This is a genomic window from Arcanobacterium phocisimile, from assembly GCF_016904675.1.
Lineage (GTDB): Bacteria > Actinomycetota > Actinomycetes > Actinomycetales > Actinomycetaceae > Arcanobacterium > Arcanobacterium phocisimile.
In genome coordinates, this window is the sequence record NZ_CP070228.1 from 53,419 (window position 1) to 65,953 (window position 12,535).

The following is a 12,535-nucleotide window of genomic DNA, read 5'->3' on the forward strand; positions in this document are numbered from 1 at the left end:
TAGTGGTGGATTATAGGTAAACAATTTTTCCGGTTCGAGCTGACTCTTCGGCGGCTTCAGCAATACGCAGTGCTTTTGCGCCGTCGGCAATCGATGTTGCTGGCTGGCGGTTTTCTTTGATTGCTGCGAAGAACTCATTGAGCTCAAGAGCGTAGGCCTGAGCGTATCGCTCCAGGAAGAAGTCGAGGTACACGTCCTTTGCGTCAGTGTACTCACCGTTAGAAACACGCACCTGTGTAGGGCGCATATTTTCGCCATTGAGGGTTGCCTTATCGCCGAAAACTTCTAGGCGTTGATCGTAGCCAGAAGAACAATGGCGCGAGTTAGTAATGGTGGCAGTTGCACCTTGTGAATTAGCCAGGGTAATCACTGCAGCGTCAAAATCACCGGTATCTTTGAGATCTGGATCTAGATTTTGTCCGACTGCATAAACAGATGTTATGTCACCAAGGAAGAACCGTGCTGTATCAAAATCGTGGATAGTCATATCCTTAAAAATTCCGCCGGAGACAGCAATATATTCCTTTGGTGGCGCTGCTGGATCGCGAGAAATAATCGTTACTTGTTCGACGTTCCCAACGACTCCTGCTTTAACCATGTCATGCATTCGCGCAAAAGTAGGATCAAATCGGCGATTGAATCCAAGCATAGTCTTATGGTCGAGATTTTCTAACTTTTTAACGAGATCCTCGACGGTTTCAGTCTCCATCGCAACTGGTTTCTCGCACAGTGCGGGCTTCCCGGCTTTTGCTGCCTTCAAGATGTGTTCGACGTGGAGCGGAGTCGGTGAACAGATGATAACTGCATCGACTTCGGCGTCGGTAAAAACGTCATCTGGATTGAGCGAATACCGAATTCCGTACTTCTCTGCTAATGGTTTAACTGCGTCTTCTACTGGATCAGCAATGAATACGAGTTCAGCATCGAGGTGTGCATCAACAGTTTTGGCGTGTACGCGTGCAATACGCCCGGCGCCAACAATTCCAATTCGGATCATGATTTTGTCCTAACTTCGTTGTAAGGAAAATAATTTATTGTGCGGGGATAAGAATGTCGCGGATAAGCATATCGAGATCATTATCGGCGTTAAGGAACTGCCGCAAAGTGCGGACGGTTGGACCAAATGTTTCAAATTCTTCTAGCTTCATTCCGTCAACGTCGTAAGCGCGGTTGAAATCCGGAATGCGACGGAGCTGCTCTAGATAATAGTTATCAACTTCGGAACTCATACGCTCTACTGGAGTGTAATCAGAATTATTGATAATCCGTTGCCATCCAAATGGTGGGGAGACAACGAGGTCTCCGCCTTGGAATTCGCTCCACTGTAAGACGTTACGGAATGCGGCAACTAGTACGCGGGCGCGGAACTTACGTTCAGTGAAGATCTTGTAAGCATGTTTAACTGCTGCTACGCCGGCCCATTCTAGTGCGGAAGGATCTACATAGATGCCATCACGCTTTACGACCGCTTTAAGCCAATCGTCAAGACGTCCAACCATAATTGTGACTACTGGGCTCATCTGGCTAATATCGTGACCGGCGGATTCGCGTTTGTCTAAACCGCGTTGAATAGCTGCTGCGGCTTCTACGGCTTGTGGGACAGAAAAAGATACGGTGACATTTACGGAAACTCCCCGTTCAGTCGCCATTTCTATTGCTTCAATACCGGTCTTTGTTGCAGGAATCTTCACGATGATGTTGCGAGCGAGATTGTGAAACTCTTCTGCTTGATCTGCTAGAGCATGAGCATCGCGATGCAAGCGTGGATCGGTTTGGACAGATAGGCGACCGTCATGTCCATTAGTCTCGTCAAAGATAGGTTCTAGTAGCTTTGCCGCTTCGACAGACATGTCCTTCACTGCTTGCCAACCAATTTGAGATTCGCTCCATGTTGGATTTTCTTGAGCGATTTTCTTGATTCGATCAGTCCAAATCTCTGGATGTTTGGCAATTGTTGTGTAGGCAATCACTGGGTTACAGGTCGCGCCGACACCGCCAAAGGAAATTGATTGTCGAAGCTCTTCAAGATCAGAAGAGTCATTCCATAGAACCGTCTTAAATTCTTTGCTAGCCGTTAGTAGCGGACCAGGTGTGTATTGTATTTCTGACATCGTCAGGTATCTCCTCAACCAAATATCGACTTAGGTTATCTAAGGTGAATCGCTCTAGTAGCCACCGCCATTGGTGGCATCTTGTGAGATATACGTTACATACATAGATTTTGAATGTCAAGGGTTTGTATGAACATTCGGTTTAGTGTTGATTAATCGCGCCAAATTATGCATTTGGCGCGATTATGTCAACTGGAGGTATTTAATTTGTGTGCGAGACTAGTGGGAATGTCATCTTATATTGCTGAGCGTCATATACATGGTTTCCATGTTCGATAACTTTTCCATTTTCGTCATATGCAGTTCGTTGCATAGTGAATAATGCGTTTCCAGGCTCGATATTTAGGATGTCTGACTCGCGCTTGGAAGCATTTTTTGCGCCTAGTGTTTGAATAGCCGAGGTTGGAAAGACATTATGCCGACTCAGCGATTCGTAAAGACCGAAATGGGAAAGCTCGGTGAGTGTCGGGGCAATGCGGCTCGGAATTGTATTTTTTAAGAGTGCCAGGGGGTGATCGTCTATCCAGCGTAAGCGTTGAATAGTTACTAGTTCTTCGTCTGGTGCACAATTCAAAAATTCGACATCTTCGGGAGTTGCTAGGTGAATTTGATATTCCAAAACTTCGGTTCTGGTGGTGTGCCCCGCCTTAATGAGATCATCGTTTAACGAAGTTAATGCTAATTGGCGATGGACATGTGAGGGGGTGACTCGTGTTCCGACTCCGCGACGACGAACGACAAGTCCGGAATCGACCAATTCTTGAAGTGCACGCCTGGCTGTGGGGCGTGAAATTTGGAGACGTTGTGCCATCGAAATTTCATCTTCGAGTAATTGGTTTGGTGCCAGAGTGCCATTTTTGATCAACTTTGAGATCGGTTCGAGAATTTGTTGATAAAGAGGATCGGTAGAATGGCGGTTAAGCTTAATGTCGAGTATGAAAGGGGTGTCAAGGTTCTGACTTGGCTCTTTCTCTTCCATTGCATACTCCTTCGAATGTCGTTACATGAAAAATGCTGTTGACGCAATTACATATAGTGTAGTCATTGGAAACGGTAATCACGCAACTTTCTAATTTGTCATATTCATGTTAGGACAATGACTTGACAAATTTCTATTTAATCAATGACAATGTTGGTGTGTGAGAAAGGAGTCCGCAATGGCGCGCGACGATCAATATCCTGAAGTTTTAACGATTGGGCGATCAGGTGTGGATATATATCCACTACAGGCAGGTATTGGCCTTGCAGATGTCGATACTTTCGGAAAATTCTTAGGTGGATCACCAACTAATGTTGCGGTAGCTGCAGCAAAAATGGGACATAGTGCAGCAGTGATTTCTGGTGTAGGTGACGATCCTTTTGGTGTCTTCGTTCGTCGTGAGATGCGCCGTTTAGGCGTTCGCGATGATTATGTTATTACCACGCCGAAGTATAAGACCCCTGTAACTTTTTGTGAGATCTTTCCGCCAGATACATTCCCGCTCTATTTTTATCGCGAGCCGTCTGCCCCTGATCTACAACTACGTGATATCGATATTCCTCTTGACGCTGTTGAACATGCCAAAGTTTTTCTGGTTTCGGGTACGGGGTTATCTGACGAACCGTCTCGATCAGCTCATTGGGCTGCTTTGCGTGCGCGTCAAAAGTCATCTGGGTGGACAATAGCTGATCTTGATTACCGGCCGATGTTTTGGGAAAGTGAGGAATCCGCTCACCAAGAAATTGGTGGTTTACTTGACTATGTCAATGTGGCAGTAGGGAATAAGGAAGAGTGCCGTATTGCGGTTGGGGAAACCGAACCAGATCGAGCTGCTGATGCGCTACTTGAGCGTGGCGTCGAATTAGCTATTGTTAAGCAGGGGCCGAAGGGAACACTCGCAAAAACGCGATCTGAGCGCATTGAAGTACCAGTTACAAAGGTGGAAACTCTCAATGGTTTGGGAGCTGGTGATTCATTCGGTGGTTCACTCGCACACGCTTTGTTGTCCGGCTGGGACATTCCGAAAGCAATTCAGTTCGCTTCCACGGCGGGCGCGATTGTTTCGTCTCGTCTAGAATGTTCGACCGCTATGGCAACAGAGGCTGAAGTCCTCGAACTTATGGCGCAAAATCCACAGACCAACCCTCGAGTTGAGGAGTTGCCATGATGAGAATTCAAGACATTGCCCAAACTCGGCTATATGAACCGGAAAAAATTGCAGAGGCATTGCGTTCTAGGAAACCTGGCCATATTCCGGAAAATGGTCGGAAGATGATGATTATAGCTTGTGACCATCCTGCTCGAGGAGCAATGGGAGCAGGTGGCAACAAGATGTCGATGGCTAATCGTCATGAGTTGCTTGAGCGATGTATGCAAGCTTTATCGCGACCTGGGGTTGACGGATTTTTGGGTTCCGCTGATATTATCGAGGATTTAACTTTGCTGGGAGCCCTTGAAGGAAAGCTTGTTTTTGGTTCTATGAACCGCACAGGTCTCCAGGGAGCGTCATTTGAAATTGATGATCGTTTCGGTTGCTATACTGCCAAAGCGATTGCGGATGGAAACCTCGATGGTGGTAAGACGCTCATGCGGGTATGTTTCGACGATAATAATACGCCGAATATGTTGGAATCTACCGCGCGCGCGATCGATGATCTTGCCGCTCGGCAAAAGATTGCCATGGTTGAGCCGTTCATTTCAGAATGGAAAGATAATCATATCTTCAATAATTTGACCCCAGATGCGGTTATTAAATCTATTGCGATCGCGTCAGCTTTAGGTTCAACAAGTGCCTATACGTGGCTGAAATTACCGTGCGTTCCTCAGATGGATCGCGTTATGGAAGCAACCACTTTACCGTCGTTGATCCTTGGTGGTGAGGTTCCTGCTGATCCTGAAGCAGCATTGAACGGTTGGGCCCATGCAATGACATTGCCGAATGTTTTCGGTCTTGTGGTTGGGCGATCTCTTCTTTTTCCTCCAGACGGAGATGTAGAAAGTGCAGTCGATAAAGCAGTGGAGCTATTATGAACGAAAATAATAAGTATGTGCTTCCAGCAGGAAGTACAGCACACGGACAATTTGATACCGATATCAGTGCAGAGCGTGCTGGGTGGGAGTTTTCTAGTCTGCGAATTGCGCGATTGGCGGACGGTGAAACTATTACTATCAATTCGGAAAACGAGGAGTTGTTGATTCTGCCGTTGACAGGCAGTGGCGATGTCTTCGTTGACGGGCAAACCTTCCATCTTGATGGGCGCGAGTCAGTATTTACCTCGCTCACGGACTATATGTATATTCCACGTGGAACTTCATGTGAATTGACCGCTACCCGTGGGGGACGTTTCGCTTTCCCAGGAGCTAAGGCAACGCGTGATCTTCCGGTGCGCTATTGCCCAGTTAGTGAAGTTAATTCTGGTATTCGCGGTTCTGGAGTGTGCTCCCGCCAGGTAAACAACTATGCGTTGGGTAACGACGTCGAAACGTCTCATTTGCTTGTCACAGAAGTCCTTACTCCAGGTGGAAATTGGTCTTCTTATCCGCCACATAAGCATGATGAGCATAATGATCAGGAACGAGTTCTCGAAGAAATATATTATTTTGAGGTACGCAAGGGCGGTCCGGAGAGGAGCTCGGAAGGGTTTGGCCTACAACGGGTATACTCCTCACCAGGCAAAGAAATTGATGTGTGTACTGAAGTTAGGTCCGGGGATACAGTTGTTGTTCCATTCGGATACCATGGCCCATCGGTAGCGGCGCCGGGACATGACATGTATTACCTTAATGTGATGGCAGGTCCTGCCGAAGATTCTGTTTGGATGATGACTGACGATCCGGTACATACGTGGCAACGTCAAGCTTGGGAAGACGATGACGTCGATCCCCGTTTGCCATTTGTTCCGTTAACTAAGGAGACGCTATGAAAAATACGGTGCGATTGACGGTTGGGCAAGCAACGATTCGTTTTCTTGTCAATCAGTTTGTTGAGGCTGATGGTGTCGAAGAACGCTTAATTGCTGGCGCCTTCGGTATTTTTGGGCATGGAAATGTTGCTGGTTTAGGGCAAGCTTTATTACAAAATGAAATCGATCCAGAGCCTGATGGCGGTTCGATGCCATATTATATGCCGCGCAATGAACAGGGCATGGTTAATGCTGCTGCAGCATATGCTAAGGCGAAGAATCGTACGCAGACTTTAATGTGTACGTCCTCTATTGGTCCGGGTGCGTTGAATATGGTGACGGGTGCCGCGTTGGCAACAACTAATCGGTTGCCAGTTCTGCTGTTCCCCTCTGATCAATTTGCTACACGTGTTCCTGATCCCGTTTTGCAACAAATTGAAAATCAGCAAACTCTCGACACTTCGGTGAATGATGCTTTCCGTCCAGTATCAGTGTTTTTTGATCGAATCAATCGACCAGAACAGTTGTTGCCGTCCTTAATGCAGGCAATGCGTGCACTAACAGATCCGGCAGATACCGGTGCGGTCACGCTTGCAATGCCACAAGATGTTCAAGCAGAGGCTTTTGATTTTCCTGAAGAAGCATTTGTGAAGCGGGTATGGCATATCCGCCGACCGCCAGCAGAAAAATCGTGCTTGGAGCGAGCAGCTGAATTGATTCGCAATTCGCGAGCACCAATGGTTATTGCTGGAGGTGGAGTAATTTATTCAAAGGCTTCGGAAGAGCTCCGTGAATTTGCACGAGTAACTGGTATTCCAGTGGCTGACACCCAAGCAGGTAAGGGTGCGATTAATTGCGATCATCCTCAATCGGTTGGTGGTGTTGGGTCAACGGGTGGTGATAGTGCGAACCATTTAGCTGATGAAACTGATCTAGTTATCGGTATTGGCACCCGTTATTCAGACTTCACAACGGCCTCGCGTACGCAATTTAAGAACGCTGACGTAAAGTTTGTCAATATCAATGTTAAGGCCTTCGACGCTGTGAAGAATGGCGCGTATATGGTGGTTGCTGATGCTCGTGAAGCATTGGCGGAGTTGACTACGTTGTTGGCTGACTATCATGTTAGTGATGAGTATGCTCAACGTATTGCCCAAGAACGGCAGGCCTGGCTCGATACAGTCGACCAGCTTTATCATATTGGTCATGGTCCGTTACCAGCTCAGATCGAAGTGTTTGGAGCACTTAATGAGATGATGGGGGATAATGATGTGTTAATCAACGCTGCTGGCTCTATGCCAGGTGACCTTCAGGCTTTGTGGCAGGCGAAGACTCCGGTGCAATACCATGTCGAATATGCTTTCTCTACGATGGGTTATGAAATTCCCGCGGGCATGGGTGTGAAGATGGCGTTGCCAGATTCGGAAGTCGTATCGATTGTCGGTGATGGTACATATCAAATGTTGCCGATGGAACTTGCGACTGTTGCCCAAGAAGGCCTCAAGGTCATCTATGTTTTATTGGAAAATCACGGCTTTGCTTCAATTGGTGCATTGTCGGAGTCGCGTGGTTCTCAACGCTTTGGCACTCGTTATCGTATGGGTGGTGGACGTCCGCACAATCAAGAAGGTGATTTGATTCCAGTTGATATTGCAAAGAATGCTGAATCGTGGGGTTTGACCGTTCTTCGCGTCTCGAATATCGAAGAGTTTAAAGATGCCTACAGGCGGGCGACTGAGATGGATACGTCAGTAATGATCTATATCGAAACTGATTTGTATGGCCCCAATCCGCCTTCGTCGTCCTATTGGGATGTACCGGTTGCGCAAGTTTCACGGTTGGAATCGACTCAACGTGCTTACGCAGAATATCAGGAAGGAGTTAAACCGCAACGTCACTATTTCTAGAGGTTGATTTTCCTCTTTTCTCTTCAAAACGACAATAGAGATCGGCCCTTATTTTGCTTTGTGTATATGAGGGCCGATCTGTTTTATGTTGACACACCAAGGACATTGGTCCAATTGTTATGACAAATAGTGAAATTGTGGTAGCATATGTTATGCAATTCGTTTAGGGTTCTACACAACAAGGGAGTTATGATGGAAACCATTTCGCACTGGATCGATGGCAAGCCTTACAGTGGAAATCCGCGCGGTTACGCTGATGTTGAAAATCCAGCAACCGCTTTGGTGGAAAGTCAAGTGGCGCTTGCATCAAAAGAGGATCTTGATCATGCTGTGGAAGTCGCAATTCGGGCGCAGAAAGAATGGGCAAAGACATCCCTAGCAAAACGGGTCGCGATCATGTTTAATATGAGGCAACTTGTTCTCGACCATCAAGATGAGATCGCGCGCGCTATTGTAAAAGAACACGGCAAAGACTATTCAGACGCAATTGGAGAGATTCAACGTGGTCGCGAAACTCTCGATTTTGCATGTTCAATTAACTCTGCCATCAAAGGTGAATTCACGTTTAATGCTTCTCAAGGCATTGACGTTCACACCATATATCAACCAGTAGGTGTCGTGGCCGGAATTTGTCCCTTTAATTTCCCGGTTATGGTCCCAATGTGGATGCATCCCATTGCTCTTGCAACAGGTAATGCGTTCATTCTTAAGCCGGCGACTCCAACTCCAACTGCTTCGTTAATAATCGCTCGCCTCTATAAAGAGGCAGGGCTACCCGAAGGTCTCTTTAATGTTATCGCTGGTACCCGTGAAACAGTTACTGACATCCTTGAACATCCAGATATTGATGCTATTTCCTTCGTCGGGTCAACGCCGGTTGCACACATTATCCAAGACGTTGGGATTCGTAATGGTAAGCGGGTTCAAGCTCTCGGGGGAGCGAATAATCACGCAATTGTTTTACCAGATGCTGATCTAGATTTTGTTGCCCAGCATATCGCCGCTGCTGCCTTTGGTGCTGCCGGAGAACGGTGTATGGCGCTTCCTGCTGTTGTTGCTGTTGGCGGGGTTGCATCAGAACTTGCTCGCCGAGTCAAAGAGCATGGTGAAAAGATCAAAGTTGGAATGGGACTTGATGACGGCGTTCAGATGGGGCCAGTCATTGATAAAAAGGCGCATGATCGTATTGTCTCGTTGATCGATGATGCTGAAGCAAACGGCGCGAATGTTGTTCTTGACGGACGGCATATCACCATCCCAGGATATGAAAACGGGTATTTCGTTGGTCCAACAGTGGTAACTGGAGTGACATACGATATGGACTTATATAAAGAAGAGATATTCGGTCCAGTACTGACAATTCACGATGCAGATTCATATGAGGAAGCAATTGAGATTGTCAACGCCCAGCCATTTGGAAACGGTTCTGCTATTTTCACGAACGACGGTGGTATGGCCCGGCGTTTCCAACTAGATGTTGAAGCTGGCATGGTTGGGGTTAATGTGCCAATTCCAACTCCAGTCGCATACTATTCATTTGGTGGTTGGAAGGAGTCTCTCCTCGGAGATCATCATATCCACGGCCCAGAAGGAGTTAACTTCTACACTCGGTCAAAGGTTATTACGAGTCGTTGGCCATCAGAAGCCAGTTATGCCGCAACAATGTCTTTCCAACGCGAAGAATAAGTACTTTCGCAAAGCCCTCTAATTTAATGTGATGCCCGGAAGCTTAGCTCCCGGGCATCACACATCTTTAAACCATAAGTCTACGAACGAATCACCGACAGCTCGACGTCGTCTGGATCGTCAAACGGGAACATCGGTCGGTTAATGTGTGAATGCCCTAACCGGATCAAGTCCTGATCCACCCCACCAGGTGTCAACGCCAAAATCCAGTCTGCGTGAATATCATGCAGATATGGCTCCAGGTATCCGATCTTGACAATCACAATATCGGTCTTTTCTGGATCTAGGCCCAACCGAGTGAACTGTTCGCGCATCGTGTACTGGTTACGCCGCGTTGTCACAATTACCCGCAACCCGCCCAGACGCAAAACAGCAGTCAACAATCCAGCCGGATCATCAACCAGATTCTCAACTAGGGCAGTAAATTGCACCGGGCCAGGATCACGAGTATCAATCTTGCCGCCAACTGATACGGCTACCTCGGCGCCTATTCCAGCTTCAGCAGCAATCCGTACGGTTTCTGGATCGAAAATCGAAGCCACAATGACGCTGACCTTGTCGCCAGTTACTTCTGGGCGACTTAATACTTCAGCTAGCGCCACCGTCACATCATTGGCGCCGCCTGCGCCCGGATTGTCACCCGAATCAGAAATAAAGAACGGCCGCTTATCTGACGCTATCGCCTTATCCAACGCCGACTCGAACGAATCAACCGGTGCCACGAACTCAAACTCGTGGCGAGCATCCCACGCCTGCTGGGCTATACGCAACATGCCGGCGTCGAGAACGTCTTGGTCGTCACCATAGGCGGCAAAGGCAGCGCTACACCGTGGTTGATCAGCCCACGCGAAACCGATCCAGAAACTGGCATCAATGACACCCGGTGTGTGGTCGGCAAACTCGGCAACCGCATCATATAACCGAGCAGCTGGTTGCATCCGCGTTGACGTCTTTTCCCCAGGCAGCAAAATCGGCACATGAACCAACGATTTCTTCGGCCGGCCCTTGCCAGAACGCACCCATTCAACCAAGGTTCGTGCTGCGCGCTCGCGAGTCACCCACGCATCTTCATGCGGAGCCATTCGATAACACGTCAACATGTCGGCCATTGTGAACAAGTCGTGGGAGACGTTGCCATGCAAATCCATACAAGCTCCGATTAAAATATCGTCGCCCATCGCCAACCGGATTCCTTTAATTAAATATCCTTCAGCATCATCAAGCCCGGGAACACTCATTGCCCCGTGAATATCGAAGAAGATCGCGTCCAGTGGGCCAACTTCTGGAAGGCGCTCACAGATTTCGCGCCGCCACATAGCGAAAACGTCGGCATCAATTGGTCCACCTGGTAAGGCTGAGGCGTGCAAAACCGGTACCCATTCCACACCTTCAGTCCACGGCCGATGCCCGGTAACCTGCCAGTCGTCGCCAGCCAAATGTTGTGGGACGCGATCCATCAGCGGGATGTCAGATTCGGTGATAAATGGGTAACGCTTGAGAAGTTCTTCGCCTCGGCGCACCGTGAAATCAGATTCAACGGATAGGTAGGGAGTAAATGTTGAGGATTCGATGTGAATCCCGCAGATAGCAATACGCATTGTTGTCATCTCCTTTGATTGGAATACGTATGAGTGGGCTGGTTAGGAATGGTTAGGGGTAGTTTTTGTTTGGCGGGCGAGGATAGCCATGCCGATTAACGGTGCGTCTTTGCCAGAGATTGCGGTGTCGACGGTCAGGTTTGCAGTAGACATAGGAAGGCATCGCTGGTAGAGCTCGGAGCGAATTCCGGCTATGAGTGTGCGTGTTTGCGAAAAAGATCCGCCAATAATAATGTGTTGCGGATTGAGGAAGTTGACTAATCCGGATAGTGCTTCGCCGATATATCCGCCGGCGTTGCGCACCAGAGGAGCGGCAGTGACGTCTCCGTTTTGGGTGGCTTCAATAAGTTCATTGACGGTGGTGATCGGGGAATCGATTTGTGCAAGGTGGCGTAAGAGTGCAGCGCCGGAGGCGACGGTTTCGAGGCAGCCAGTGTTTCCGCAACTGCAGATTGTTGGATTGGGTGATTGGATGCGGGTATGTGTTAGTTCTCCGCCGAATCCTTGATGACCGCGAAAGACAATACCGTCAGCGATCCAGCTAGCTCCAATACCGGAACCTACTTTGACATAGATAGAAGATTCAGTGGTTTCACCACGTTTGGTCCATTCGCCGATGGCGCCTGCACGGGCATCATTTTCAACGACGGTGGGTAGGCCAGTGGCTTTTTCTAACAGTTGGGGAAAGTTCGTTTTGTTCCAGCCGGGCATGCGTGCAGCGCCGACGATGGTTCCGTGGGTGTCGACTGGGCCAGGAACTGCCACTCCGATAATTGTTGCTCGAGGCAATGTGGGGTTATCTTGGTGGAGCTTTTTCCATGCGTGATGCAGGAGTGTGATGATAGCTTCTGGGCCGTCGTCGATCGAGAGTGGGAGATCGGCAGTGGCGAGGATTTTTCCGGTCAGTTTGGCGATCCCCACACGCGCGTGATGGGAACCGAGTTCGACGACGTCGGCAATATCGTGGAGCGGAGAAATGCGCAGGAGTGCTGCGCGACGGCCACCTGTGGATGTGGCGAGGCTGTATTCTTCGATGTCGTGTTGTTCGAGCAGACGCCTTACGCTTGCGTGGACTGTTGATCGTGGAAAGTGTGTTTTGTTGATGAGGTCTGTTCGAGATAAGGGACCGTGGAGTAGTTGGCTCAAGATTGTTGAGTCGGTTGTGTTATTTGCGTCAGATAATGATGCTGAATGGCTAGCTGTTATTGGTTTTAGTGTGATGCTTTCCAAAAACTTGCCTCGTTTTCTAGCGGTCGATCGTAACGAATACTCTTCGGTGTGTTTCAAGCCTAGCCTAAGTTCCCAAAGTCTGGAATATTTTTGTAAAAAGTCTACGAAGTTAGTAGGCAGA

At 48.4% G+C, this 12,535-nt stretch carries 10 protein-coding genes; 5 read left to right on the forward strand and 5 right to left on the reverse strand.

The window, feature by feature from the left end; all coding sequences use genetic code 11:
• Positions 1-10: 10 nt before the first annotated feature.
• The 3 genes from iolG to JTE88_RS00200 all read right to left on the reverse strand — a co-directional run bounded on the left by iolG (position 11) and on the right by JTE88_RS00200 (position 3,090).
• On the reverse strand, positions 11-997 hold the full coding sequence (iolG, locus tag JTE88_RS00190; RefSeq protein ID WP_204424545.1) for an inositol 2-dehydrogenase: 987 nt from the start codon (positions 995-997) through the stop codon (positions 11-13).
• Between the two features lie 34 nt (positions 998-1,031).
• Positions 1,032-2,111, reverse strand: coding sequence for a transaldolase family protein (locus tag JTE88_RS00195; RefSeq protein WP_204424547.1), 1,080 nt, complete (start codon positions 2,109-2,111; stop codon positions 1,032-1,034).
• Positions 2,112-2,313: 202 nt separating this feature from the next.
• Entirely contained in the window at positions 2,314-3,090 is a 777-nt protein-coding gene (locus JTE88_RS00200) for a GntR family transcriptional regulator (protein ID WP_204424549.1), read from the reverse strand.
• Positions 3,091-3,268: 178 nt separating this feature from the next.
• Here JTE88_RS00200 and iolC point away from each other — a divergent pair, with 178 nt between their 5' ends.
• The 5 genes from iolC to JTE88_RS00225 all read left to right on the forward strand — a co-directional run bounded on the left by iolC (position 3,269) and on the right by JTE88_RS00225 (position 9,586).
• Positions 3,269-4,258, forward strand: a complete 990-nt coding sequence (iolC, locus tag JTE88_RS00205) for a 5-dehydro-2-deoxygluconokinase (protein WP_204424551.1) — start codon at positions 3,269-3,271, stop codon at positions 4,256-4,258.
• Positions 4,255-5,121, forward strand: coding sequence for a Cgl0159 family (beta/alpha)8-fold protein (locus JTE88_RS00210; protein ID WP_204424552.1), 867 nt, complete (start codon positions 4,255-4,257; stop codon positions 5,119-5,121). Before iolC ends, JTE88_RS00210 begins: the two co-directional genes overlap by 4 nt.
• Positions 5,118-6,014 (forward strand): 5-deoxy-glucuronate isomerase, encoded by an 897-nt coding sequence (iolB, locus tag JTE88_RS00215; RefSeq protein WP_204424554.1) that lies wholly within the window; start codon positions 5,118-5,120, stop codon positions 6,012-6,014. Before JTE88_RS00210 ends, iolB begins: the two co-directional genes overlap by 4 nt.
• Positions 6,011-7,900, forward strand: coding sequence for a 3D-(3,5/4)-trihydroxycyclohexane-1,2-dione acylhydrolase (decyclizing) (iolD, locus tag JTE88_RS00220; protein ID WP_204424556.1), 1,890 nt, complete (start codon positions 6,011-6,013; stop codon positions 7,898-7,900). The genes iolB and iolD overlap by 4 nt, the downstream gene beginning before the upstream one ends.
• 192 nt (positions 7,901-8,092) lie before the next feature.
• On the forward strand, positions 8,093-9,586 hold the full coding sequence (locus JTE88_RS00225) for a CoA-acylating methylmalonate-semialdehyde dehydrogenase (protein WP_204425668.1): 1,494 nt from the start codon (positions 8,093-8,095) through the stop codon (positions 9,584-9,586).
• Between the two features lie 80 nt (positions 9,587-9,666).
• On the opposite strand, the gene JTE88_RS00230 is transcribed toward JTE88_RS00225, so the two are convergent.
• Together JTE88_RS00230 and JTE88_RS00235 are read right to left on the reverse strand one after the other, a co-directional pair.
• Complete coding sequence (locus JTE88_RS00230) at positions 9,667-11,193, reverse strand: M81 family metallopeptidase (protein ID WP_204424557.1); 1,527 nt, start codon at positions 11,191-11,193, stop codon at positions 9,667-9,669.
• Positions 11,194-11,226: 33 nt separating this feature from the next.
• Positions 11,227-12,330 (reverse strand): ROK family transcriptional regulator, encoded by a 1,104-nt coding sequence (locus JTE88_RS00235; protein ID WP_239519522.1) that lies wholly within the window; start codon positions 12,328-12,330, stop codon positions 11,227-11,229.
• Positions 12,331-12,535: the final 205 nt, after the last annotated feature.

Excerpts from the sequence above, each read along its gene's own strand:
- iolG (WP_204424545.1), bottom strand. The coding sequence starts at position 997 with ATGATCCGAATTGGAATTGTTGGCGCCGGGCGTATTGCACGCGTACAC.
- JTE88_RS00195 (WP_204424547.1), bottom strand. The coding sequence starts at position 2,111 with ATGTCAGAAATACAATACACACCTGGTCCGCTACTAACGGCTAGCAAA.
- JTE88_RS00200 (WP_204424549.1), bottom strand. The coding sequence starts at position 3,090 with ATGGAAGAGAAAGAGCCAAGTCAGAACCTTGACACCCCTTTCATACTC.
- iolC (WP_204424551.1), top strand. The coding sequence starts at position 3,269 with ATGGCGCGCGACGATCAATATCCTGAAGTTTTAACGATTGGGCGATCA.
- JTE88_RS00210 (WP_204424552.1), top strand. The coding sequence starts at position 4,255 with ATGATGAGAATTCAAGACATTGCCCAAACTCGGCTATATGAACCGGAA.
- iolB (WP_204424554.1), top strand. The coding sequence starts at position 5,118 with ATGAACGAAAATAATAAGTATGTGCTTCCAGCAGGAAGTACAGCACAC.
- iolD (WP_204424556.1), top strand. The coding sequence starts at position 6,011 with ATGAAAAATACGGTGCGATTGACGGTTGGGCAAGCAACGATTCGTTTT.
- JTE88_RS00225 (WP_204425668.1), top strand. The coding sequence starts at position 8,093 with ATGGAAACCATTTCGCACTGGATCGATGGCAAGCCTTACAGTGGAAAT.
- JTE88_RS00230 (WP_204424557.1), bottom strand. The coding sequence starts at position 11,193 with ATGACAACAATGCGTATTGCTATCTGCGGGATTCACATCGAATCCTCA.